Annotated in this window: 19 protein-coding genes; 3 read left to right on the top strand and 16 right to left on the bottom strand. The window is 40.6% G+C overall.

Going from position 1 to position 24,292, the window contains the following annotated elements:
* Positions 1–56: 56 nt before the first annotated feature.
* Positions 57–1,232, bottom strand: coding sequence for a DUF3095 domain-containing protein (locus BLR37_RS10390; protein ID WP_090768183.1), 1,176 nt, complete (start codon positions 1,230–1,232; stop codon positions 57–59).
* Positions 1,233–1,388: 156 nt separating this feature from the next.
* On the opposite strand from BLR37_RS10390, the gene BLR37_RS10385 reads away from it, so the two are divergent.
* On the top strand, positions 1,389–3,791 hold the full coding sequence (locus tag BLR37_RS10385; protein WP_090768178.1) for a TonB-dependent receptor: 2,403 nt from the start codon (positions 1,389–1,391) through the stop codon (positions 3,789–3,791).
* Between the two features lie 59 nt (positions 3,792–3,850).
* Here the strand turns inward: BLR37_RS10385 and BLR37_RS10380 are convergent, their stop codons facing one another.
* From BLR37_RS10380 to BLR37_RS10360, 5 genes are all read right to left on the bottom strand, one after another.
* A complete protein-coding gene (locus BLR37_RS10380; protein WP_090768812.1) occupies positions 3,851–4,354 on the bottom strand; it encodes an RICIN domain-containing protein in 504 nt (167 codons plus the stop codon).
* 28 nt (positions 4,355–4,382) lie between these two features.
* The gene (locus BLR37_RS10375; RefSeq protein WP_039472104.1) at positions 4,383–4,580 is read right to left on the bottom strand and encodes a hypothetical protein; all 198 of its coding nucleotides are present in this window, start codon (positions 4,578–4,580) and stop codon (positions 4,383–4,385) included.
* Between the two features lie 103 nt (positions 4,581–4,683).
* Positions 4,684–5,004: a hypothetical protein gene (locus BLR37_RS10370; RefSeq protein ID WP_090768175.1), complete on the bottom strand. Its 321-nt coding sequence runs from the start codon at positions 5,002–5,004 to the stop codon at positions 4,684–4,686.
* A 128-nt stretch (positions 5,005–5,132) separates the two neighbouring features.
* Positions 5,133–5,429: a Dabb family protein gene (locus tag BLR37_RS10365; RefSeq protein ID WP_090768172.1), complete on the bottom strand. Its 297-nt coding sequence runs from the start codon at positions 5,427–5,429 to the stop codon at positions 5,133–5,135.
* A gap of 77 nt (positions 5,430–5,506) precedes the next feature.
* Complete coding sequence (locus BLR37_RS10360; RefSeq protein ID WP_090768169.1) at positions 5,507–6,715, bottom strand: glycosyltransferase family 87 protein; 1,209 nt, start codon at positions 6,713–6,715, stop codon at positions 5,507–5,509.
* A gap of 219 nt (positions 6,716–6,934) precedes the next feature.
* Here BLR37_RS10360 and BLR37_RS10355 point away from each other — a divergent pair, with 219 nt between their 5' ends.
* Positions 6,935–7,147 carry a DUF3606 domain-containing protein gene (locus BLR37_RS10355; protein WP_167356589.1) on the top strand — a complete coding sequence of 71 codons (213 nt, stop codon included), beginning with the start codon at positions 6,935–6,937 and terminating at the stop codon, positions 7,145–7,147.
* A gap of 240 nt (positions 7,148–7,387) precedes the next feature.
* Here BLR37_RS10355 and BLR37_RS10345 read toward each other — a convergent pair whose 3' ends face one another.
* Entirely contained in the window at positions 7,388–8,329 is a 942-nt protein-coding gene (locus BLR37_RS10345) for an NADP-dependent oxidoreductase (protein WP_090768160.1), read from the bottom strand.
* A gap of 87 nt (positions 8,330–8,416) precedes the next feature.
* On the opposite strand from BLR37_RS10345, the gene BLR37_RS10340 reads away from it, so the two are divergent.
* Positions 8,417–9,265, top strand: coding sequence for an AraC family transcriptional regulator (locus BLR37_RS10340; RefSeq protein WP_090768157.1), 849 nt, complete (start codon positions 8,417–8,419; stop codon positions 9,263–9,265).
* A gap of 25 nt (positions 9,266–9,290) precedes the next feature.
* Here BLR37_RS10340 and BLR37_RS10335 read toward each other — a convergent pair whose 3' ends face one another.
* The 9 genes from BLR37_RS10335 to BLR37_RS10300 form a co-directional block, all read right to left on the bottom strand.
* Positions 9,291–10,430 carry a serine hydrolase domain-containing protein gene (locus BLR37_RS10335; RefSeq protein ID WP_090768154.1) on the bottom strand — a complete coding sequence of 380 codons (1,140 nt, stop codon included), beginning with the start codon at positions 10,428–10,430 and terminating at the stop codon, positions 9,291–9,293.
* A 21-nt stretch (positions 10,431–10,451) separates the two neighbouring features.
* Positions 10,452–10,913, bottom strand: coding sequence for a VOC family protein (locus BLR37_RS10330; RefSeq protein WP_090768151.1), 462 nt, complete (start codon positions 10,911–10,913; stop codon positions 10,452–10,454).
* 900 nt (positions 10,914–11,813) lie between these two features.
* A complete protein-coding gene (locus BLR37_RS10325; protein WP_090768148.1) occupies positions 11,814–13,250 on the bottom strand; it encodes a TolC family protein in 1,437 nt (478 codons plus the stop codon).
* On the bottom strand, positions 13,243–16,410 hold the full coding sequence (locus tag BLR37_RS10320) for an efflux RND transporter permease subunit (RefSeq protein ID WP_090768145.1): 3,168 nt from the start codon (positions 16,408–16,410) through the stop codon (positions 13,243–13,245). The genes BLR37_RS10325 and BLR37_RS10320 overlap by 8 nt, the downstream gene beginning before the upstream one ends.
* Before the next feature lie 23 nt (positions 16,411–16,433).
* Positions 16,434–17,516: an efflux RND transporter periplasmic adaptor subunit gene (locus BLR37_RS10315; protein WP_090768143.1), complete on the bottom strand. Its 1,083-nt coding sequence runs from the start codon at positions 17,514–17,516 to the stop codon at positions 16,434–16,436.
* A 559-nt stretch (positions 17,517–18,075) separates the two neighbouring features.
* On the bottom strand, positions 18,076–18,468 hold the full coding sequence (locus tag BLR37_RS10310; protein ID WP_090768140.1) for a VOC family protein: 393 nt from the start codon (positions 18,466–18,468) through the stop codon (positions 18,076–18,078).
* Between the two features lie 25 nt (positions 18,469–18,493).
* Positions 18,494–18,661, bottom strand: coding sequence for a hypothetical protein (locus BLR37_RS25330; RefSeq protein ID WP_156131365.1), 168 nt, complete (start codon positions 18,659–18,661; stop codon positions 18,494–18,496).
* A gap of 215 nt (positions 18,662–18,876) precedes the next feature.
* On the bottom strand, positions 18,877–20,634 hold the full coding sequence (locus BLR37_RS10305; protein ID WP_090768137.1) for a RagB/SusD family nutrient uptake outer membrane protein: 1,758 nt from the start codon (positions 20,632–20,634) through the stop codon (positions 18,877–18,879).
* A 27-nt stretch (positions 20,635–20,661) separates the two neighbouring features.
* The gene (locus BLR37_RS10300; protein WP_167356588.1) at positions 20,662–24,072 is read right to left on the bottom strand and encodes a TonB-dependent receptor; all 3,411 of its coding nucleotides are present in this window, start codon (positions 24,070–24,072) and stop codon (positions 20,662–20,664) included.
* Positions 24,073–24,292 lie beyond the last annotated feature (220 nt).

The following is a 24,292-nucleotide window of genomic DNA, read 5'->3' as shown; positions in this document are numbered from 1 at the left end:
GTTGATTAGTTTTCATTTATCATACAACTAATGCCCTTAAATGTTTGGGCTAGTGCTTAAATATCACTGGTTGGAGTAAGTCTGTCGCGTATTTTCTGTTTTAGCACCCCGGCAGCATTGGTATAGCCCCCTTCTGCCCCATCAACAAAATGAACATGCTCGTCTTCCAAATCGCGTACATAACACGACATGATTGATTCGCCGCTTACATACAAACCATATAAAATCTCATTATTTTGTTCTAACTTATCCAGTTCTTCCTGCAGCGCATGGCGTTGTTTTGCTGTGCCGGTAATTACGGTATTGATACGCCCGTCGATAACCAGTGTATCAGACATTTCTACCAGCTGTTTCAGATACTTTTTACCGCTGGCCGTATGGAAGTAGATATAACCATACATATTGATCAACCAGGATTTGAGCAGTTCCCAAAACCTGATCTTACCCAAACGGTGTTTCACTTCCTTACCCAAACTGTTAAAGCTGGTTTTAAAAATCAGTTTAGGTATCGATATGGGCTGTCTTTTTTCGGGTGTACCGTAAATCTGATCGAGGTGTTGTATTACTTTGCTAAATACCATTGCCTGCTGTTCGCATTGCCGGGCCACAACAATTAAAGTTACCACCTCTTCACTGTTTTCGGGTGGTTCAATTTTATCCCATCGGCATTGCATCCCACTCAAATCAATTTCATTGGCGGTTGTATCCTGCGTTGACAGCAGATAATTTTCGCCTTTAATTAATGCTTCGGCATGTGCCAGCCCATCGCCCAAAACAATAGGAATCGAAAAGGTTTCGCTACTGCTATACCTGCTGATTTGGAGCTGATGGCCAGCCTTGTAAATTTCATCAACAGCCATAATACCTGCCCGCAAATCAAGACTGAAGTTTTGCAAAGTATTTTCGCGGTATTTTAACAGCGATTTCATTACCTCCGATACCATACCTGGCGGCACAATAAAAGTTGCCCCATCGCCGCCAAAGAAAAAAGGAACCAGGATATTGGCTTTAAAAGCAATATTAAGCACAGCTACTATGCTACCGGTAGCAATGAGGTTTACATTTTCGTGCTGACCTGCTTTAACTGCTGCTGTAGAATTTTTAATGTCGGTAATAATTACCTGCCAATCGGCTGGTACGGGCTTAAACATATCACTATGAATCAGCAACTTGGCCAATGCCATTTTATTGACCGGGAGATTAGCGTAAAAATGATCGGTATGATTAGACATAAAACTGGCTTAACAAACTAAATATACGGATTTGAGTGCGATGTGTATTTCAAAAATCAAATCGGACAACCCTTATTTAGAACAAATAAAAATAATTTTGGTAATCCGGAGTAAAAACATTTCCTTTGCGCCAACTAAGAATTAATCTAAATAAAGATGAGTAAAACAATTACCCGATTATTAACTTTAATCGTTGTAGTACTGCTGATTGCCGGGAATGCTATGGCGCAATCTAAAAACGGTTCTATTTCAGGATCAATTAAAACCAGTGATGGCAATCCGGCAGCTTATGTAAGCGTGGGTTTAAAGAACACTACCAAAACCACCCAAACAGATGAAAAAGGAAACTACACCATTAAAAATGTAGCTCCGGGTACTTATACATTAAAAACTTCGGCTGTAGGCGTATCAGCACAAGAGAAACAGGTAACGGTTACTGCTGGTCAGAGCTCCAACGCCGATTTTTCCCTTGCACAGTCTTCTTCTCAGTTAGATGAAATTGCTGTTAATGGTTATAAAACACCAAACAGAAAGCCTGTTAACCTGGGTAAAATTGCAATAGCGCCAATGGATTTACCACAGGCGGTTCAGGTTATTGGCAATCAGGTAATTACCGATCAGCAGGTAAACAGCCTTGGCGATGTAATGAAAAACGTTAACGGAGTTGCCCTGGGTGCAAACCGCGGCGCAGTTGGCGAAAACTTCTTTGCCAGAGGTTACAGCTTGGGTAGCAATAACATTTTCAAAAACGGTGCAAGAACCACTATTGGTGGTAGCCCGGAAGCCAGCACGCTTGAATCGGTAGAGGTTTTAAAGGGAAGTGCAGCTTTACTTTATGGTGGTGTAACTGGCGGAGCTGTAGTAAATATGGTTACCAAAAAACCAAAATTTGTTAACGGTGGCGAAGTGAGCATGAGAACCGGAAGCTACGACCAATATAAACCAACTATCGATCTTTATGGACCAATATCTAAAAAACTTGCTTTTAGAGCTATAGGTACTTATGAAAATGCAGGCAGTTTCAGAGACTATGTAAAATCAAACCGTATCTACATTAACCCTTCGTTATTGTATAAAATAAGTGATCAAACAGAAGTTTTGGTTCAGGGTGATTATTTAAAAAGCGATTATACTCCGGATTTTGGTGTAGGATCGGTTAACAGCCAGATTGTTGATTTTGGTCGCGATAAATTTATTAATGTACCTTGGGCTTATAATAAAACCAACACCACTACTGCTCAGGCCAATTTAACGCATAACTTTAACGAAAACTGGAAATTAAGTGCTGTGGGATCATTCCAGGCTTATAACCGTAATTATTACGGATCTGACCGTATCCAGGCAAATTCTGCAGGTATTTCTGCACGGAACCTTTCCAGAGCGTTAAGTAAAGAGTATACATACAATCAGCAAATTAATGTTAACGGTATTTTTAATACAGGAAGCATTAAACACACAGTATTATTTGGTGTGGATGCAGATCAATCTAGAGTAACCAGCAATGCATTTGCTTACGGTAAAAATGCCCAGGGAGCGTACATTACCACTTACAACTATGGTAATGTGAACGTTTTCGACGAATCTACTTATTATGGTTCAGGTATCATGCCTGAGGCATTCAGCACTACTTCAACACTTGCCCCAATATACAGATACGGTGCTTTTGTACAGGATTTAATCGAGGTAACCGAACAATTTAAAGTACTTGCCGGATTGCGTTATACGGATCAGAAAAATGCCAGCTCGAGAGCTTTAAATTTAGAAACAGGGGTTACTGCAACAGGTGCAACCAAATTTGATGATGCTTTTTCTCCTAAATTGGGTTTAATTTATCAGCCGCTTAAAAGTACTTCCATGTATGTAAGTTATGCCAACAACTTCATTCCTAATACCGGTGTTGATATTAATAATAATGCGCTTCAGCCGTCAATTGTTAATCAATGCGAAGCAGGAGTTAAGAACGATTTCTTTGGAGGAAAACTATCGGCTAATTTAACCTATTACAAAATAATCAACAACAATATTGCTCAGGCAGCTATACTTGCTGATGGAACCGTAAGTACCGTATTTAAACAATTAAACGGTGAAACTACAAGTGATGGTTTGGAATTGGATGTAAATGGTACACTAGCTAAAGGGCTTAACTTCTTACTGGGCTATAGCTACAACTTTATGCGTTACACCAACACTGCCGATGTTACCGGAATGATTGAAGATGTACGTTTAGTAGGTACAACCAAAAATACTGCTAATGCAACCTTATTCTACACTTTCCAGGATGGAGCTGTTAAAGGGCTTAAACTAGGGGCTTCTGCATTCTACACAGGCAAACGTAACGGCGGTTGGAACGATGCGAAAAATGCAACAACTTTAAGGCTAATTCCTTTAAGCGCATTTACCACGATAGATTTCTCTGCAGGATATAGCTGGAAAAGATTCTCGCTTCTGGCTAAAGTTTCGAACATTACCAACGAGTTAAATTATTTTGTACACGAAAACTACAGTGTTAATCCAATTGCGCCACGTCAATTCTTAACTACTCTATCTTATAAATTCTAATTAGTTACATTTGCTATAACAGAACGGGCTGGATTTGATTAAATCCAGCCCGTTTTATTTTACATCGTTGGCGCTTGTTCATATATCGTCCACTGCTGCTCTTTATTGCTACTCTTTTTACTGAGGATGACCGGCAAATTTACAGCACCCTGTTTATCGCCGGAAGTTAGATAAAGCTCCGTTCCTTTAAGCTTAATCCAATAAATATTTTTGCCTGCCGTTTCAAAATCAAACTGTTGGATGGAGCTTGCTGAAGTAAGTGGTTGTTCTTCTAAAACAGTTTCTGTGGTATCACCGGTTTTCGGCTGAAACGTTTTGCCGGTAAACAGGTTCTTTAACTGGTAAGTATTGCCGGCTACAGGAATAAAATTCCAGGTCATGCATTTCCAGTTTTGTGGCGTGTAGGCCACCAAAGGTGTTCCGTTTTTGTTACTGGCATCTTTAACGCGCAAAAGCATGCCGGTTGCTACATTTTTAATTGCGTAATTACCTTTTATGGTTTGCCCTGAAACATAACCATTAATCAGCAGCAACAAACTAGTTGTAATCAGATATCGTCTCATTACCACTAATTTAATCAGTAAAAAAGAATTAAACAATAATCAAAATTGTTCCTGATTTGAGCAGCTTAAAATAATAATGGCATTCGCCTTTTCTGTTAATGATTTCGATATCGCATACTTTACCGGATTTTCCGTATTCATCTGCTAAAAAATCACCAATTTTAATGCTATCCAGCTGGTTTATATTAATTGCTGCCCTTTTAATTAATGTAGCGCTTTTTTCCATGAGCTTGTTTTTTAGCTACCTACGTAATCTCAAAAGCTTTGGATTCGTGGCAATTAAAAATACTTAAAAATAAGTAAAGCAAACTACTTTAGTGTAAATATAATTAGTAATGAACAAGTTCATATACCCTTTTCATATATAAGGCTTCCTCAATTTTCACAAAGAACTCATGCCATTCGCCTCGGGTAAACACCAGACTGATATCTGGAAAGGGGGTAGACAAAATTACAACCTCCCGCCCATCAGGGGCCCGTTCCAGAAAATCGTCAAAGGCGAGTTTTTTGGTTGCGACGTAAAAGGCATCAAACTGATCGAAAGAAAAGTTCATCAAAACACCTGTCCGCCAGATATTGATAACGCTGCAGTTTTTGCACTGTGCAATAGTAATGTTTTCATTTTGAGACAGAACGGTGGTTTTACACATAAATTAAATTTAATATTCGTCAATAGGATTAAACAAATATCACATTATTTAGAATAATTCCAAATAATAATTTTATTCATGTTACAGCTTGATAAAAAAAATGCCAGACTTACATCTGGCATTTTTCTTTATTCGGCATCGTAGATTACAACCTTTTCAAAATAAACCCTGAATTCGTCTAAAAAGGCTTTATGCAGCGGGTGAACCTGATAAACATCATGCGCGGCCAAATCTTCGAATAACAACAGTAAACTGAAAGTATAAGTGGTATCTACAACTGCTCGCTCAATAGGTGCAGGTACACCAATGTGGAAGGTTTTAACTACTTCAATGTTTTCTAAAGTCTGTAAACTGTTGCGAAAAGCCTGTTTTTGCTCCTCAGTGGTATCGGCTTTTAGCCAGAATAAAACGTGGTGTGCGATCATGAATATAATTTTTCCCAAATATAAGGAAAGCGGCAAGAGTTAAGCCTTTTTATCAGAAAACCTGCATCATTTAATCATCATTTGCTTAACGCAGTAAGCAGATCAGCAGAGGTATCTGCTGCGTAAGCCACATTACCTTTAGCAGCATTGTAAATGATCCTTAACCATACCAGAAAGTAAGGTAAACTGATTATAGCCAGTGATAAGGGATGCGCTTTCGCAAATACAGGGAACAACAGTAAAGGAAAATTACAGGTTATAACAAGTAAAACGGGAAGCAGTACCTTTTTCATGCCGCGGTTGTTTTCAAAGATATACCAGATCCCTACCCCTACAATTGAAATGATAAAAGTACAATCTTCTGCACCGGTACTAAATAACACCGGAAACAAGAGCACTGAAGCCAATATAAGTAGCTGAAACTTTGGTTTAGAAAAACGGCCGATCCGCATAAAGGGAAGCATAAACACTACAGCACCCAGCGAAAGAAAAAGCAGGTTGGGTATGCCAGACTGATCTAAAATCTCCCTGAAGAAGCCCATAATCGAGATGTCGATACCTCCACCCAAAATATTCATTTCGTTTTTGCCGATTAACGAAGCTTTCCAATCCAGATATGAATGGAGTACAAAGGCCGGCGAGGCAAACAACATGGGTACAACCAAAATAACGGCCGACCAAATGATCAGCCAAAGAATAAATTGGGGTTTATTTTTAACGAAGAAGAAAAAAACCAGGCCCACAATGCCATAAAGTTTGATAAAAGTACCCAACACAATAAAAAAGGCAGTCCATATATTATTGCCTTTGTTCAATTGCGTAAAACTGAGTATAATCAGCGCAGCTGCACCCGCATTAAACTGTTGGTTCAGCATCGATTCGATCAGGCAGGGAATGGCAATGTAACCGATAATGACTTTTTTATCATCACTTAAAGGCAGGGTTTGAATGGCTTTAAACAACAGGAAACAGTTAAATAAATTCCAGAACAATAAACCGATACTGTTGGGCATGAAAGCAAAAGGTGCAATTAAAACGCTAAAAATGGGCCCGTAGTGATTCGCATCATCATGAAATGCCGGATAGGTTGCATACAATGAACGTTCGTGAAGCAGGTTTCTGAAAGTATTTTCGAAAATGAGGTAATTATTAAACCGATGGGTTGCCCACGAATCGATTACAAAGATGAGTGTGACTAATACCCATAAAAATAATACGAAGCGGTTTTGCTCATAAAACTTTTTGGGCGAAGTATTTAGGGTATCCGGGATAGAATAATTAGTCATTGTAAAAAATACATTACAATACAATAATATTAAGCAAAAATCACATTTCCAACAGTTCTGTAAAGAAAATAATACTCCTTTTAGAAATATTTGACCAATATCAAAAAATATTTCTTGTAGCCATTTGGATAAATGAAAATTGGCTGACAAAACACGAAAACTAAATACCCCGGAAAGGTGTTTCCTACCTAACCAATTTATAAATCAATGGAATATCAAATGAATTCGATAAATGCCAGGAAAGAATTTATCGACATTGCTGACGAGCAGGACCGCCAGTACTGGGCTACCCGTTTAGGTGTAAGTAGTGAAAAGCTGAAATCAGTTGTTAAAGCAATTCAAAGCATGGAATTTTCCAAACTGAAAGATTACTTAATGCTGGAAAAGATTAAAGAGGCCAATACCTATCAACGTTTTGTTAATCCGCAGTAATGGGTATTCAATCGAAAGTTAAGCACGAAAAGCCTATAACTGATTGCGCACATCTGATCGATTTGCCCGCAACAAAGTCGGTTTTTAATCATAAGGTTAAAGGTAATGCAGTTACTAATCCGAAAGCCTGCATCAGGGTATTGAGTGTTTTTTATCCCAAAAACGGCTTAATGAATTTGCTTTAATGCTTATTTAGCAAAAAGCCCAGCACATTTGCCGGGCTATATTTTTGTCTATAGCTTAAAAAGTCAACACTACTTTCCCTACTGTTCTGCCTGTTTCGATTTGCTGATGTGCTTCTCCCATTTTTTGGAAAGGAAAAACAGCCGATACATGCGAACGGATTGTACCATCAGCCAACAATGCGGCAATTTGCTGCATGTCCTCTCCAGATGGTTTAACCCTAATGGTATAACCATTAATGCCCAGCGCTTTTGCTTTTTCGGTTACCGTTTCATTTAGACCTGAAGGGATACTGATGATGGTACCGCCTTTTTTTGTCACTTGTAAAGAGCGGTCGATATAGTCGCCACCCATCGAATCGAGTACAAAATCGATATCCGCAATTACTTCTTCAAAAGGCTGCGCACGATAATCTACATGCTCATCGGCACCCAATGACAGCACAAAATCGCGGTTAGCAGCCGATGCTGTACCAATTACGTAAGCGCCCAGATGTTTAGCCATTTGTACGGCATAATGCCCCACCCCGCCCGCAGCAGCATGAATTAAAACCCGTTGACCAGGTTGAACGTTGGCATGCGTGGTAAGTGCCTGCCAGGCCGTTAATGCTGCAAGAGTTGCCGCAGCGGCATCATTATGGCTCACATTTTCAGGTTTTAGTGCAAGTTCATCCGCTTTAGCTACCACATACTCGGCGTAGGTATTTCCTAATCCCGGAAAGGCTAACATTGCAAATACCGCATCGCCGGTTTTAAATTGGGTTACGCCCTCTCCAACTTCGGTAATGGTGCCCGAAATGTCCCAACCTAAAATAACGGGTAGCTGATCTTTAATCAAACCTGCAATCCCCTTACCCGACCTGGTTTTTACATCAACGGGGTTAATACTAATGGCATTTAACTTAACCAATACTTCTCCGGCTCCAACTGCAGGAACTTCTTTTTCGGTCAATTCGAGGTTTTCTACACCTCCAAAATCTTTTAATATAATCGCTTTCATATTCTATCTTGAATTTATATTTCAAATTTATACCAATAATTTCAATTATATTGGTATATTATTTCCATAATTTGGTATTTTTGCTTCATGCTAAAAGAAAACCTGTACGAGCCTTTTTCAACTGCGCACCTTATTTTAAACGATTGCCCCAAACAGGCACATAAACATAACTTTTTTGAACTGGTTTTTGTGTTAAATGGAACCGGAAAACAGTGCATTAATAACAGCCGCTTTAATTATCACGCCGAACACATGTTTTTAATTACCCCGGAAGATTGCCATGAGCTGATTATTGAGGAAACTTCTGAATTATTTTTCCTGCGTTTTAACGACATCTATCTGAAAAATAGTGGCCTACAAACCGAAAATATCAGGCGACTGGAATATATCCTTCAAAATGCCAACCACCAGCCGGGCTGTATTCTAAAAAATACCCGTGACAAAAAGATTGTTCGCTCATTGATATCGAATATTATTGAAGAGCAAAGCGAAAAAGACCTGTACAATAAAGAACTGGTACAGCAACTGGTTAACACGCTGATTATTATTGTTGCCCGCAACATCGCCAAATATCTGCCTGAGCAAGCCAATGCAGGTACGGAAGAAAAAGCTTTGGATATACTACAATATGTACAAAGCAACATTTATTATCCCGAAAAATTGCGGGCAGATACCATTAGCCATCATTTTAGTATCTCTGAAGCCTATTTGGGCCGCTATTTTAAAAAACATGTAGACGAAACCCTGCAACAGTATATTGCCAACTACAAAACGAAAATGATTGAGCACCGTTTGCAGTTTAGTGATAAGCGCCTGAATGAAATTGCAAACGAGTTTGGTTTTACTGATGAAAGCCATTTCAATAAATTTTTCAGAAAACAGCGGGGAAATAGTCCAAAAGCATTTAGGAAGTCCTTACAAGCACCAATTATGTAATTAAAACCTTGCTAAGCAAACAACATTATTTTATAAAATGTTGGTACAGGCAATTAATGGCATCGCGGCTAAAATCGGGGAAGCCATCCGTATAGGTTGCATTAATGCCATTGGTAATAATTACAAAGCCATACTTTTGTTGCGGATTAAAAAACATGGTGCTGTACAAACCGTAAGCAGAACCGGTATGCCCTATTAATTTTACACCCGGAATTAAATTTTCAGCACTTCGAAGCGCTAGTCCATAGCCTTCATCGGCACTAAGAGCTGTTTGCATTTGTTTCGCGCTCTTTTTAGAAATGATACGAGTACCCTCCTCCTTGCCATAATTCATGTGCATCATCATATATCTCGCCAAATCAGTTGCAGAAATCTTCATTCCACCCGTTGGCGAAAAAACTGGTGTACTGTACCCCATTACATAATTGGCAATTTCGGTTCTCCGTGGTGCATAAGCAGCCGGCGATGGAGAATATGTTTTGGTATCGGCATGGTACTCATATAGCTTCACAAAGCGCGTACTATCTAACGAATCGACACAGTAACCCGCATAAAGCCCTAAAGGTTTCAGGATTTGCTTTTTGATGTAATTATCGAAACGCTGGCCCGATTGCTTTTCGAGAATGGTACCAATGAGGTTAAAATTGAGATTACAATAATCGAATTTTGTACCCGGCAGATAGTTATTATAACATTTGGTCCAATCGGGATTTTTATCGGGATTAATCACATCCAGATTTAAATACCCTTGCGAATCGTTCAGACTGGAGGTGTGCGACAGAGCCATCTTCAACGTAATTTTCTGATCGGGAAATTTGGGGTTCCTGATTTTAAAACCAACAAGATCGCCAAAATCATCGTCCAGACTAATCTTCCCGGCTTCGACCATTTGCATGATTGCCGTAGCGGAAAAAGATTTGGAAATGGAGGCAATCCTGAAAATATCCTGATTGTTCAACGGCACTTTGTTTTCGAGATCTTTTAAACCAAAAGCATGGGTGCAAACAAGCTTACCGTCTTTTACTACCGCTACCGCCGCGCCCACTGCATTGTATTTTTCCATCAGCTGCTTAAAATCATTTTCTACTTCCTGGGCCTTCAATAGCGACGGAATCAACAACAATAAAAACAGCTTAAAGCTATACTGTGGTAAATGGAGTTTCATAAATACAGGTTTGGTAAAAAATTATTTCGCGTCGTTTACTTCGAGCCAGTGCCCGTCAGGGTCTTTAAAGTAAATTTGTTTTACGCCATCTACACGTAAGGTTATGCCTTTCTCCTTCCCTGCCCAATCTTCGAAACTGATATGCTGGGCGTTTAGTTTTTTCACAAATTCATCAACCGAAGGTACACTGAAACACAAATGTTCGTTCTTATCGAAATTTTGAGTTCCTTTTAAGCCTTGAATTAGATGTAACTGTCCAGCGGGGCCTAAGCTAAACCAGGTATGGCGGTTATCGTGAAATGGCTCAGGAATGATTTTCAGGTTAAAAACGCTTTCGTAAAAAACGGTCGATTGTTTTAAATCGCTTACATAAACTGCGATGTGATTGAGAACAGCAGGTGTACTGCCGGCATTGTTTTGCGCCATGGCCTTATTAAAAATGATAGAAAATAGAATAGCAGTGGTGAGGAAGATTTGTTTCATGTTTAAATATCATACTTATATGGGAATATTTTGAATAAAAATTCTCCCGTCATGGCTTATTTACAAAGAATCTCCTACGGCAATCCGTCATTCCCGTGAAAACGGGAATCTTAAAGCATAACATAGCAATCGCTTTACGATTCCCATCCGATAGCTATCGGATCAAGCTGGGAATGACGGATTAACTATGGGAATATTGTTAATTAAAATACTCCTGTCATGGCTTATTTACAAAGGATCTCTTAAGGTAATCCGTCATTCCCGTGAAAACGGGAATCTTAAAGCATAACATAGCGGTCGCTTTACGATTCCCATCCGATAGCTATCGGATCAAGCTGGGAATGACGGACTACTATGGGAATATTGTTAATTAAAATACTCCTGTCATGGCTTATTTACAAAGGATCTCTTACGGTAATCCGTCATTCCCGTGAAAACGGGAATCTTAAACATAACATCGCGGTCGCTTTACGATTCCCATCCGATAGCTATCGGATCAAGCTGGGAATGACGGATTAACAATGGGAATATTGTTAATTAAAATACTCCTGTCATGGCTTTTTTACAAAGGATCTCTTAAGGTAATCCGTCATTCCCGTGAAAACGGGAATCTTAAAGCATAACATAGCGATCGCTTTACGATTCCCATCCGATAGCTATCGGATCATGCAGGGAATGACAGGTTAAACTTAAGGCGCTTCGACTCCGCTCTGCGTGACAAACTATGGGATCAAATCCGTGCGTTCCGTGCATCCGTGGCTAAAAATTAGTGCAGAGAGATTCTTCGCTGCGCTCAGCACAACAAAAGCAAAAAAGGCTGCTCCAAAACCGGAGCAGCCAGTACAAATAAGGATTTGACTTGAATTCTATGCTTATGCTTTGAGGAACTTAGGTTAGGGTCTAGTTCCAGCCACCACCCAGTGCATGATAAATATCTACCACTGCGTTTAATTGTTGTTTTTTTGTTTCAATCAGCTCCAGTTTCGATTGTAATGCATCGCGCTGAGTCATTAAAACCTCAAAATAATCGGCCCTTGCGGCTTTAAATAAATCGTTCGAAATATCAATCGATTGGGTTAGTGCCGTTACCTGTTTCGATTTTAAATCATAGCTTTTTTGCAGGTTACTGATTTTCGACATTTGGTTGGCTACTTCAATGTACCCGTTTAAAATGGTTTTTTCGTAATCGTATACCGCCTGTAACTGTTTAGCATTAGCAGTTAAATACTCCGCTTTTATGGCATTGCGATTAATTAGCGGTCCGGCCAGATCGCCAGCCAAAGAGTAAATTAACGACTCAGGTGTTCTCAATAAATAAGATGGATTGAAAGCCTGGTAACCAATGGTAGCCGAAATACCCAGCGACGGATAAAACTGTGCTTTAGCCACTTTAACATCCAGTTTTGCTGCTGCAAGTTCAAATTCAGCCTTTTTAATATCCGGGCGATTAGCCAATAATTGTGCTGGCAAGCCCGTTTGCACGGTTGCCGGCACTAAATCGGTAAAATTAGCTTTATCTCTGATGATGGGTTGCGGGAAACGGCCCAACAAGAAGTTAATCTTATTTTCGGTTTCGGTAATGTTCTGCTGAATATCGAACTCCAGGCTTTTAGAACTTAATACTTCGGCCTCGAATTTACGCACGGCCAATTCAGTAACCCGGGTAGCTTGTTTCTGGATTTTCATTAACTCCAGTGCATTGCTTTGCAGCTCGATATTCTTTTTAACAATCTCCAGTTGATTATCGGCAGCAAGCAGCTCATAATAAGAGTTGGCTACCTCAGCAATTAAATTGGTGATTACAAAGTTCTTGCCTTCAACAGTAGACAAGTAATGGCTAATGGCTGCTTTTTTCGAGTTGCGCAGCTTATGCCAGATATCGGCTTCCCAGTTAGCCTGTAAGCCGAACTTATAATCAGGCAATATTTCTGGTACTTCTTTGCCTGGGGTAATTTCTGTTGAGGCATCGCCCGCACCAGAACTGGTATAACGACCTACTTTATCCAAACCCGCTCCCACGCCATAGCTTACATTCGGTAAAAGTTCTCCTTTTCTGGCTTTGATTTCGTTTTTGGCAATCTCAATATCCTGTAAGGTGATGTTTAACTCCTGGTTATTTTTAAGCGCAGTATCAATCAGGTTTACCAGATTAGGATCGGTAAAAAACTTACGCCATTGTATGCTGGCTGTGCTAACCGTATCCTGCGTGCCATTATTAAAGGCGGCAGGTACATTTTTATTTTCGGCACGTTGAGCTACTTCAGGTAGCTTACAGGCAGAGTATGCAGCGCATAGCAATACCAATCCAAGGCCTTTATATATATTTTTCCTAAACATTATTTTCAATTTCTTCAGTTAACGGATGTTCTTCTTCAATTTTAATCAGCTTGTGTTTAGCCGCAATTGTTCCGAAAATGTAGTATAAACCTGGTATTACGATTACCCCAAAGATGGTTCCGAATAACATACCTCCTGCCGCAGCCGAACCAATGGTGCGGTTACCGATTTTACCTGGCCCGCTGGCAATCATTAAAGGAATTAAACCTGCAATAAAGGCAAAAGAAGTCATTAAGATTGGACGGAAACGTACCGTAGCGCCTTCCATAGCTGCTTTAAATACCGATGCCCCCTGCGCGTGCCGCTGCGTAGCAAACTCTACAATCAGCACCGCATTTTTACCCAGCAAACCAATCAGCATGACCATGGCTACCTGCGCATAAATGTTATTTTCTAATCCCAATAATTTAAGGAATACAAATGCCCCGAAAATACCTGCTGGTAAAGAAAGAATTACCGAAAGCGGCAAAATGAAACTTTCATACTGTGCGGCCAATACCAGGTAAACGAAGCCCAAACAAATCAGGAAGATGTAAATGGCTTCATTACCGCGCGATACCTCATCTTTAGAAATACCAGCCCAATCGATACCAAATCCCCTTGGCAGGGTTTTCTTGGCTACTTCTGTAATGGCTTTAATGGCCTCGCCCGAGCTGTAACCTGGTGCCGACTGACCGCTAATCTCCGAAGCATTGTACATGTTATGTCGGGTAATTTCTGAAAGCCCGTAAACCCTTTGCATTTTGATAAAGGCCGAGAATGGTACCATTTCATCACGGTCGTTTTTAACCGATAACTTCAGGATATCTTCTGGCAGGGCACGGTATTGCGGTAAAGCCTGCACAATTACCTTATACTGCCTGTCGTACTTAATAAAACTGGTTTCGTAGTTACTACCCACAAAGGTTGACAGCGTATTCATGGCATTATCAATACTCACTCCTTTTTGCTGAGCAATATCATTATCTACATTAAGCATGTATTGCGGGAAACTGGCGCTATAGAAGGTAAATACCGATGACAGTTCTTTACGTTTATTCAGTTCTTTTACAAAATCGTTGGCTACGGTTTCCATTTTTTTATAGTCGCCGCTACCTGCTTTATCCAGTAAACGAAGTTCGAAACCGCCCGCTGCACCATAACCTGGCACTGCCGGTGGCTGGAAAAACTCGATGGTTGCCCCCGGGATAGATTTTGATTTCTCTTCAAGCTCTTCAATAATCTCTACTGCCGAGTGTTTACGTTCGTCCCAGTCTTTCAGGTTAATTAAACAGGTACCTGAGTTAGAGCCTGTACCTTCGGTAAGGATTTCGTAACCAGCCAATGAGGAAACCGATTTAACACCGTCAATCTCTTCGCACATTTTCTGCAGTTTTTCGGCAATCTGGTCGGTACGTTCTAATGTAGATCCCGGAGGGGTTTGGATAATGGCATATACCATACCCTGATCCTCATTGGGAATAAAACCTGAAGGAACGGTACCACTTAAACCCCAAACACCCAAACAAAAAGCAACCAGCACACCGAAAGTTAAGATCCTGCGGCTTACCACTTTACTCAGCACCCGCTCATATTTACCCGAAAGCTTGGCAAAGCCATTGTTAAAACCATCCAAAAAGCGATCGATCATCATCTTTTTGCCTTTGCCATGGTTATTTTTAAGCATAATGGCACACAATGCAGGGGTAAGCGTTAAAGCCACAATACCTGAAAGGATAATTGCCGTAGCCATGGTGATAGAGAACTGACGGTAAAAAATACCTACGGGACCCGACATAAACGCAACCGGAATAAATACCGATGCCATTAAGAAGGTGATGGCAATAATTGCCCCGCCAATTTCTTTCATGGCTTGTTGTGTAGCTTTAAGTACCGAAAGTCGCCTGTCGTGCTCCATTTTGGCGTGTACTGCCTCAATTACCACAATGGCATCATCTACTACTACCCCAATGGCGAGTACGAGAGCGAACAAGGTGATTAAGTTGAGTGTAATGCCGAAGAACTGCATGAATACGAAAGTACCAATCAACGATACGGGAACGGCAATGGCCGGAATTAAAGTCGAACGCCAATCACCAAGGAACAGGAATACTACCAAACCTACCAAAATGAAAGCCTCTACCAAGGTGTGAATAACCTTTTCGATAGATGCATCGAGGAATTTAGAAACGTCATAACTGATTTCGTAATCTAAACCTTTAGGAAATGAACTGGCCTTAATCTCAGCCATTTTGGCTTTAACATCTTTAATAACCTGCGTAGCATTACTACCATACGATTGCTTTAAAACAATCGCGGCAGAAGCTTTTCCGTTTAAGGTAGAATATAAATTGTAAGCAGCAGCACTAAAATCAACATCAGCCACATCTTTTAAACGAAGTAATTCGCCATTGGCACTTGCCCTTAACACAATATTCTCATAACCCTCTTTGGTATTAAAACGGCCCGAATATTTCAACACGTATTCAAATGCCTGCGAGCGTTTACCCGAACTTTCACCTGTTTTACCCGGCGAAGCTTCTAAACTTTGCTCATCAAGCGCCTTCATTACTTCATCAACCGAAATTTTGTAAGCCTGCATGCGATCGGGCTTTAACCAGATCCGCATAGCATAATCCCTGTCGCCCAAAATATCGGCAAAACCTACCCCATCAACCCTTTTCAGCTCAGAAAGCAGATTGATATCGGCATAGTTATACAAGAAATTCTGGTTCATTTTAGGGTCTTTACTGTACAGGTTGATGTACATTAACATGTTAGACTCCTCGCGGGTAATTTTTACCCCTTCGCGTACCACCAAAGGCGGCAGTTTATTGGTAACCGCGGCTACCCGGTTTTGCACGTTAAGCGAAGCCTGATTAGGATCGGTACCCAGGTTAAATACCACCTGGATAGAAGCCTCACCGTCATTACCGGCATCGGATGCAATATATTTCATTCCGGGTACCCCGTTAAGCGCACGCTCTAAAGGGATAACAACCGATTTAATTAAAAGCTCGTTATTGGCTCCCGGATACTCGGCCGTAATGTTTACTTTGGGTGGTGAGATAGACGGGAATTGCGTAACAGGCAGGTAGCTGATGGCCAACACTCCCAAAAACACAATAACAAGCGATATTACGATAGAAAGGACTGGCCTTTGTATGAATTTACTAAACATAAAATAAGTATGGAGGATTTAGATTATTCTGTTTTCAATCTCAATTGTTTAATCACATCCTGAGGCTGCTGGAATTTGAAAGCGATCTTATCATCATCTTTAACTTTCTGTACGCCCTCAAGCAGGATCTTATCACCTACATCAATGCCATCACCAACAATGTATAAGTCGGGTAAATCGCCTGCCAGGGTAATGGCTTTCGAGTGCACTTTATTGTTTTTATCGATTACAAAAACGTAAGTCTTATCCTGAATATCGTAAGTTGCTTTTTGTGGGATAACCAATGCATTTTTTAAAGGCACCACCATCTGTATTTTACCGGTTTCGCCATTTCTAAGCAGATTATCGGCGTTATTGAACCTGGCCCTGAAAGCGATGTTTCCGGTTTCGTTATCAAATTCGCTTTCAATTAATTCTACCTTACCTTTGGCTTTTAACAATTCGTTATTGGCCAATAAAAGACTTACTTCCTGCTGTCCTTTTACCTTTGCCGCACTTTGATAATTGAGGTATTCGGGCTCCGAAACGTTGAAATAGGCAAACACCTGGCTGTTATCAGAAAGGCTGGTTAATAAAGCGCCCTCATCAACCAAACTACCCAGTTTTAAAGGAATACGGTCGATGGTACCATCGAAAGGTGCCCTGATTTCTGTATTGGATAAATGAAATTTAGCCAGCGCGGTTTCGGCATTTGCTGATTGCAGTTTTGCCTTGGCCATGGCCAGCTCGTTTTTAGAAACAATATTTTTATCGGAAAGTAACTTGGTGTTTTCGAGCTCAATTTGAGCAGATTTTGTTTCTGCCTGTGCTTTGGCCAGTTCAGACTGGGCAGCTTTAGGCATAATGCGGAACAAAAGCTGACCAGCTTTAACATGCTGTCCCTCATCTACATAAATATTCTGCAGGTAGCCCTTTTCCTGCGCCCTTACTTCGATATTCCGCACCGATTTGATTTGCGAAACATATTCTTTGGTAAACGAAGTATCCATTCTTACCGGACTGGTTACCGCGTAAGTAGCTACTTCCTCTTTTTCTTCTTTTTTGGATGTACACGCTGTTACGTAAAGCAAAGCACTCAAAGCGAGGCACATTACATTTCTCTTCATCTTGTTTTTTTGACTAGTTATCTGATTTATTTTTTTTCATTAGTTTTCCTTTGCCAACCGCTTCATCATTTACAATACCGTTAAACGGCATGATGCAGGTTCAATAATTCAGGGTTACGCAGTGATTTAATTCGATAGCGAAATAAATACAGATTTATGAAGTTTAAATGAAGTTGAAATTCAGGTTTAAAGTGGCAAGGATTAACTTTTACAGCAAAAAGAACCTATTATGGCAATAAACATGAAGTTTTGGAGCGGTTTTACTGAAAACAAGATAAAATCGAACTGATTTTAGTGCTACAATCAAGGTGATTAGCTAAAAAAGCAATCAAATTTAAATTTTGAAATTCTTGTACTCAGGAATTTATTAAAGTTAAGATGACATAAACTTAACTGATAACTGTCGATCCTTTCGGGGTTAGGTATGTGGAAGCAACTCCTAAAGGCATCGTCATTTCGAGCGGAGTGCAACGGAGTTGAGAAATCTGTATAGAAAGATTTCTCCATTTCGCCACCGGAGAAAACCGGATGGCTCCAGTCGAAATGACGATTCTATTTATTACCCCATTGGGGTACAGATCTCGATTAAAAAGCCATCTAAATCGCGTACATAAGCGATGGTTTGTCCCCATGGCTTTTGTTTGGGTTCTTCTAAAATTGTGCCACCGGCCGATACAACCTGTTTGATTACGGTATCTACATCTGGCGTAGCGAAGCCCAACTCAATTCCAAACGGTTTTTCATTTAAGCTACTGGCTAAAAAACCATTTTTCAGGTTGGCATTTCCCAATGTTTTGGTAATAAATGATAATGTGGTATTGCCGGTCAATAATTCGCCATAATCAGCTTCAGGGGTGATAAATTTACGCTGAAAACCAAAAGCATTTTCATAAAAAAGAATAGCTTTTTCTACATCGGTTACATATAAAATGGTATAGCTATATTTTATCATGGCAATAAATTTAATGGATTAGTAGTTATTCAGCTTTGCTTAGTATGCGTTCAATTTCGCGCAGCATTTCATCGGCCAGCTTTTGCTTTGCGCCAATTTTAGACAGGTATGCATCGGCGAACAGCGCATCGAGCTCTTCCATAATAAAGCTGTATCTGGCCTTTAATTCCATCAAATCTATTTGTAACGACATTGAAAGCTCCTGCATAGTTCAAAACTATGAAATGGAGCTTGTAATCGCAAGCATTGTGGAAATCTGGAAAGAAATGTTTTTAGCATCCAAATAATTATTTAAGCAAAAAAAGAAGTGCCTCCGGAAAACCGGAGACACTAACTAACCAACCTTTTCCAATAAAGGTTTTGTTTTTCGGGCATACTGATTACGTTGTAAAACGAATGTCCCTATGTTTATTGCCAGCCCGGGTTTTGTTTAATATCCGGATTAAGCACCATCTGATCTGTCGGAATTGGCGAAAGGTAATCGCGCAGCAAATTGAATTTGTATCCTGTAGCCAGGTTGGTTTTAAATAGCTCGATGTAGCCATTTTCATCAACCGGGTAACTAGTTAGGTACTTTGAATCTACCACACCGGTCCACTGGGCTATTTTAGCGCCTTTTGGTTTCCAGCCCACAATCAGCTCATCGGCAGCAGCCCATCTGAATATATCGTCTTTACGGTAGCCTTCGCAAGCCAGTTCTACCCTCCTCTCGCGCCTTACTTCATTAATAACAGGGCTCAAAGCAGGAAACTCCCATTTTGGATCGGCTGTAATAGCTGCGAGTAACATATTGGGCATGCCTACCCTTGCACGGAGTTTGTTTACGCTAATATCGAGATCGTTTTGGGTAATGTTGCCCAATTCTGCCTTAGCTTCGGCATAAATGAGCAAAGCCTCTGCAAAACGGAAAATGATATAGCCCGATGTTCCGCGGTCCTGTTGCTGGTTATAATCAGGATCATGGCCTTTATAAACCTGATAACCGGTAGCTGGTTTCTGCTCGTTCGGTGCCGAAAAAGTTGGCACATCAAAAATATTTGGCGCTGCACCATTAGGCCTGTTATTGGTTACAATATGATTGCCATCATTAATGTAGATGGTTTGCGCCATGCGTGGATCGCGGTTTTTAACCACATTTAATAAGGTTGCATCGCTCTGGTATAAAGCATTTCCAGTAATAGGCTTACCATCAGTACAGAGGTAATAATCAACCAGGTTTTTGGTTAAGCCCCTTCCGGCACCTGTATTGGTATACCTATGCCAGTAATGTCCTCCGTTAATATTCAAATCATACTGCCGCCATAACATCACCTCCGTGTTTGAGCTGTAGTTAACCTGATTAAATATGCGCCAATAGCCATCTGTACCGGGGGTAGCCACTAAAGCATAACCACCTGGGTTGGCAATCAAATCGGCTGAAACTGTTGCCGCTTTTTGCAGAAATTTAGTTCCGTCGGAACCGTTAACACCAAAAGCTGTACCTGCATGGTACTTTTCCCAGGTACCTTCAAAAAGTGCTATGCGTGCCTGAAACAACTGCGCAACCTGTTTATTCACCCTGGAAGCTTGTGCTGATGCCTTTGAAGGCAGATATTGTACTGCACGATCGAGGTCGTTCATGATAGAATCGACAATCACAGCTCTTGACAATCTTGGTGTTTTAAGTTCACCAGAAGTAATATCGAGAGGTTTATTCACCCAAGGCAAATCGCCAAACTGGCGCAACTTGCTAAAATAGAACCATGCCCTAAAAAACAAAGCTTCGCCCACATAGGTTTTTTGATTATCCCAGCTGGCATTCACTTTATTGTAATTTACCATAAAGTAGTTGATGTTTCTAAGCGTACTCCAATCGCCGTAGGCCCATCCGCCACCTGAGCTTGGTATGATACGCACGCCGTTCATATTGCCGTTTACCGACATGGTAATCATATTGTCGCTACCATCATCAGCATCTAAACCGTACGGGCCAATTGTACCAAAAGCGCCTATTGTTGAGGGAAATGCGGTATAAAAGTTATTTACATATAGCTGTAAATCGTTTTGTGTTTTCCAGAATTCGGCCTCACTAATGCTTGTTTCTGGTGTTCTATCTAAAAAATCCTTTTTACAGGCAGCCAGAAACAGTGCCAGCATAAGGATTGTGATATATATTCTGTTTTGCATGATTGTATCCTTTAATATTTTTGTTGGTTAAAAAGTAACATTCAATCCTGCAGAGTAATTTCTCTGCATTGGGTACACCTTTCCTGATGACAAGAAAAGTTCAGGATCAAGCGCTTTGGTAAACTTCGTAATGGTAGCCAGGTTTTCTACACTGAGGTAAAATCTTACACGGCCCAGTTTCAGTTTTTCGACCAGGCTTTTGTTCAGGGTATAGCCTAATTGTACGTTCTTAATCCTTAAATACGCACCATTTTGCAGGTACCTGGTTTGGGTCTGCTGGTTTTTATTGTTTTCGCTGCTCATGTAATATTTCGGATAATAGCCGTCTGGTGTTTGTGGCGTCCACCGGTCTAAATGAGTGGTAAACAACGAACTCTGCCATTCATCTCCTACAATTCCCCAGAAATAGTTGCCGCCAATGGCTACATCTCTTTTTCCTACTCCCTGTACAAAAATCATGGCATCAAAACCTTTCCAGCTGGCATCAGCCGTAACACCATAACTGTATCTCGGAGTTGAATTTCCGATTACCTTACGGTCGCCGGGATTGGATACGGTAGAAGCTCCGGGACTAATTATTCCATCGCCGTTAAGATCAGCATAGCGAACATCGCCAGGTGTTAAGGGTCCATTGTAAATCAGGTTTTGTGAAGGTGCACCGGCAATTTCTGCAACACTTTGGAAAAGGCCAACAGTTTCGTAACCCCATATTTCGCCCATATCCAATCCTTCGTACCAGGTATTTAAAAGCCCTGTTGGATTAGGATAACGGGTAACTTTAGCTGTATAATCGCTTAATACCCCTTTTAAACCATAACTAACAGATCCGATTTTATCTCTCCAGGCCAATGAAAGTTCCCAACCCTTTGTTTTAATGGCTGAGTTGTTTACACTAGGTGGGGTTGTACCCAAAATGGCTGGTAATGCAGCCGAAGGACCGGCAAAATCAGTAGCTTTTCTGATATACCAATCGAACGAAGCACTTAACCGGTTATTGAAAAAGGTTGCATCGGCACCAAAATCTAATGTAGAGCTGGTAATCCAGGTTAACTGATCGTTAACCAAAGCCGGTAATGCTACTGACGCTTGTTGGGTACCTCCAAATAACCAGCTGGTAGCTGTTGGTCTGGAAGTACCTAAGCTTGGATAAAACGGATAATAATTGGTATCTAAAAATACCTGATCTCCAAGTTGCCCGTAAGACCCCCTGAACTTTAAGGTGTTTACATATTTTTTAACTGGCTCAAAAAACGATTCTTTATCAATATTCCAGCCCGCCGAAACACCTGGATAAAGTTTCCAACGTACATTTTCCAAAAAGCGCGAAGTTCCATCGTATCTGGCATTAAGTTCTAAGAGATACTTTTCTTTGTAATTGTAGTTAATTCTTCCGAAAGCACCCTGTGAGCTCAGTTTACGAACCAAATCAGATATGGATGGTGTAGTACCGTAGGCGGTAGAAAGTGATGGAATATTATCTGAATAAAGATTGCTATTGCTGGCTGAATAGGACTGAAAACCAACATAATCGCTTACGTAACCACCCAGGATGCTAAAATAATGATCCTGAAACTGCTTCTCATATTTCGAAAATACGTTAACTACCTCATGCTGATTGCGTTCGTTGTAACGGCCGAAAGAGTTTGGTGTAGTTCCTCCTACTGTTTTCTGAGAACCATCGGGCAAAAAGGTGTATAAAGTTTTTAAATGTGAAGTTTGGTCGTAATACTGTGCATCAAAAGTATAGTTAGCAGTAGCTGTCCAACCCTTAGCAAGTTTAAAGTTAAGCTCTCCACTTAACAATCCCTGATCGGTAATCTGGTTGTTCCGGCCACCTTCTTCATGAAGCAGGATGTTGCTCTCATCCGAATACCTGCCATCAGGATTGTATACGGCAACTGTAGGGAATTTACGGGCAATCTGATGCATATACGCCTGATCTCCTCCACCTGTCTGGCCGGCGTACAAATTTGGAGAATTAAACAATTGACGGGAGAAACTAGTGCGTAAATTAAACGTAAGCCAGCTGGTTACATCAGAACTCAGATTAGCCCGCAGGTTATAACGTTTGTAACTGTCATCTCCATAATTATACATACCGTTCCTGTCATTATACCCTGCCCCAACAAAGTAGGTTGATGAGTTAGAACCACCATTTACACTCATATTGTGCTGCTGGCTAAAAGCATGGTCTTTATAATAAATTTTAAACCAGTCGTTATTGGCATTTCCGGCATTCCACGAAAAATATTCGTTGGTATTCGGCGCGGGGTTTTTAATGGTTTCGGTAGTAAGTATGCCAGCCTGATAATCTTTAATACGCTGAATAGTTGGTCCATCAAAAAACGCCGCTCTTTGTGCATTGGCAAAAGCTTCGTTATAAATGGTGGCAAAATCAAGCGAATTAACCATTGTAGGTAAATTAATTACCTCTGATATGGAAAGGTTATTGTTATAGGAAATGGTTGGCGCTGAGGATTTGTTACCCTTTTTGGTACTGATGAGTATTACTCCATAAGGCGCGCTGGATCCATAAATTGCAGCAGATGCCGCATCTTTCAAAACACTGATATTCTCTATATCATCAGGGTTTATGCTGTTGATATCAACCCCCTGAACACCATCTACAACAATTAGCGGCCCGCCAGAAGTTCCCAATCCGGTATAACCACGAATGTTTAAACTTTGGGTAGCATTAGGAGCCCCACCGGCCGTAGTTGCGCCGATATTTAGATTGGCTACCTGGCCCTGAAGTGCCTGACTGATTCTGGTAATCGGCCTGTTTTGCAAATCTTTGCCACTTACCTGCGCAACGGCACCGGTAAGCCTGGTTTTAGACTGACTACCGTAAGCTACTACCACTACATCGTTGAGTTCGGATGATTTGGTACTTAAACGGATTGTCATCTCAGATGAAGTTACGCTAACCTCTTTCTCCTGATAACCTATATAGCTTACCAAAAGTATTGCTCCACGGTCAACTCCTGCTAAAACAAACTTACCATCTGACCCTGAAATGGTTTGCTTGTTGCCGTTTTTAACCCTGATACTCGCGCCGGGCAAGGGAACATCATTTTCGTCTACCACCTGTCCCTTTAAATCGATAAATGCCCTGGCCGATTCAATGATGGGTTGTACCGCTGGCACTTTTGTACGGATTACAACAACTCCATTTTCGATAACATAAGACAAAGGCTGTCCTTCAAGACATTTTTCGAGCACAGTTTGTAAACTAGCATTTTTAAAGCTGAGCTCAGTTAACATTAAATTTTTGGCTTTTTTTGCCGACCATACCACACTGTAACCAGTTTGCTTATTGATTTCGTTAAGCACCTGTTTGAGTGAAGCACTCTTTTTTTGGTAATTGATATTCTGTGCAAATCCGGTTGCACCAACCTGCATAATCGTTACGAAGAGCAACACCGCTGCTAATTTCATAGCTAAACTTAATTTAAAGGCGTAGCCCGGGGGCATACAAAAATTTTTAGTATAATTTTTATACATTTGATTGTTCTGTTTATTCGACAAAGTGACAGCGGTCGGATGCTTTAATCACTTTGCGAAACGTTTAAGAAATAGTTAACTCAATTGTTTTTTGACATTAGAACGTTTTCGGGAGCAGTGAGATGCTCCCGGATTTCTAAAGACTGCACTTCAA

The sequence above is a fragment of the Pedobacter soli genome (assembly GCF_900101435.1).
Taxonomy (GTDB): Bacteria; Bacteroidota; Bacteroidia; order Sphingobacteriales; family Sphingobacteriaceae; genus Pedobacter; species Pedobacter soli.
The sequence above is the reverse complement of the archived record's forward strand: the minus strand, read 5'-3'. Positions and strand labels throughout refer to the sequence as shown.

Bases quoted from the DNA above. Each gene is read 5' to 3' on its own strand.
- BLR37_RS10390 (WP_090768183.1), bottom strand. From the start codon at position 1,232: ATGTCTAATCATACCGATCATTTTTACGCTAATCTCCCGGTCAATAAA.
- BLR37_RS10385 (WP_090768178.1), top strand. From the start codon at position 1,389: ATGAGTAAAACAATTACCCGATTATTAACTTTAATCGTTGTAGTACTG.
- BLR37_RS10380 (WP_090768812.1), bottom strand. From the start codon at position 4,354: ATGAGACGATATCTGATTACAACTAGTTTGTTGCTGCTGATTAATGGT.
- BLR37_RS10375 (WP_039472104.1), bottom strand. From the start codon at position 4,580: ATGGAAAAAAGCGCTACATTAATTAAAAGGGCAGCAATTAATATAAAC.
- BLR37_RS10370 (WP_090768175.1), bottom strand. From the start codon at position 5,004: ATGTGTAAAACCACCGTTCTGTCTCAAAATGAAAACATTACTATTGCA.
- BLR37_RS10365 (WP_090768172.1), bottom strand. From the start codon at position 5,429: ATGATCGCACACCACGTTTTATTCTGGCTAAAAGCCGATACCACTGAG.
- BLR37_RS10360 (WP_090768169.1), bottom strand. From the start codon at position 6,715: ATGACTAATTATTCTATCCCGGATACCCTAAATACTTCGCCCAAAAAG.
- BLR37_RS10355 (WP_167356589.1), top strand. From the start codon at position 6,935: ATGAATTCGATAAATGCCAGGAAAGAATTTATCGACATTGCTGACGAG.
- BLR37_RS10345 (WP_090768160.1), bottom strand. From the start codon at position 8,329: ATGAAAGCGATTATATTAAAAGATTTTGGAGGTGTAGAAAACCTCGAA.
- BLR37_RS10340 (WP_090768157.1), top strand. From the start codon at position 8,417: ATGCTAAAAGAAAACCTGTACGAGCCTTTTTCAACTGCGCACCTTATT.
- BLR37_RS10335 (WP_090768154.1), bottom strand. From the start codon at position 10,430: ATGAAACTCCATTTACCACAGTATAGCTTTAAGCTGTTTTTATTGTTG.
- BLR37_RS10330 (WP_090768151.1), bottom strand. From the start codon at position 10,913: ATGAAACAAATCTTCCTCACCACTGCTATTCTATTTTCTATCATTTTT.
- BLR37_RS10325 (WP_090768148.1), bottom strand. From the start codon at position 13,250: ATGTTTAGGAAAAATATATATAAAGGCCTTGGATTGGTATTGCTATGC.
- BLR37_RS10320 (WP_090768145.1), bottom strand. From the start codon at position 16,410: ATGTTTAGTAAATTCATACAAAGGCCAGTCCTTTCTATCGTAATATCG.
- BLR37_RS10315 (WP_090768143.1), bottom strand. From the start codon at position 17,516: ATGAAGAGAAATGTAATGTGCCTCGCTTTGAGTGCTTTGCTTTACGTA.
- BLR37_RS10310 (WP_090768140.1), bottom strand. From the start codon at position 18,468: ATGATAAAATATAGCTATACCATTTTATATGTAACCGATGTAGAAAAA.
- BLR37_RS25330 (WP_156131365.1), bottom strand. From the start codon at position 18,661: ATGTCGTTACAAATAGATTTGATGGAATTAAAGGCCAGATACAGCTTT.
- BLR37_RS10305 (WP_090768137.1), bottom strand. From the start codon at position 20,634: ATGCAAAACAGAATATATATCACAATCCTTATGCTGGCACTGTTTCTG.
- BLR37_RS10300 (WP_167356588.1), bottom strand. From the start codon at position 24,072: ATGAAATTAGCAGCGGTGTTGCTCTTCGTAACGATTATGCAGGTTGGT.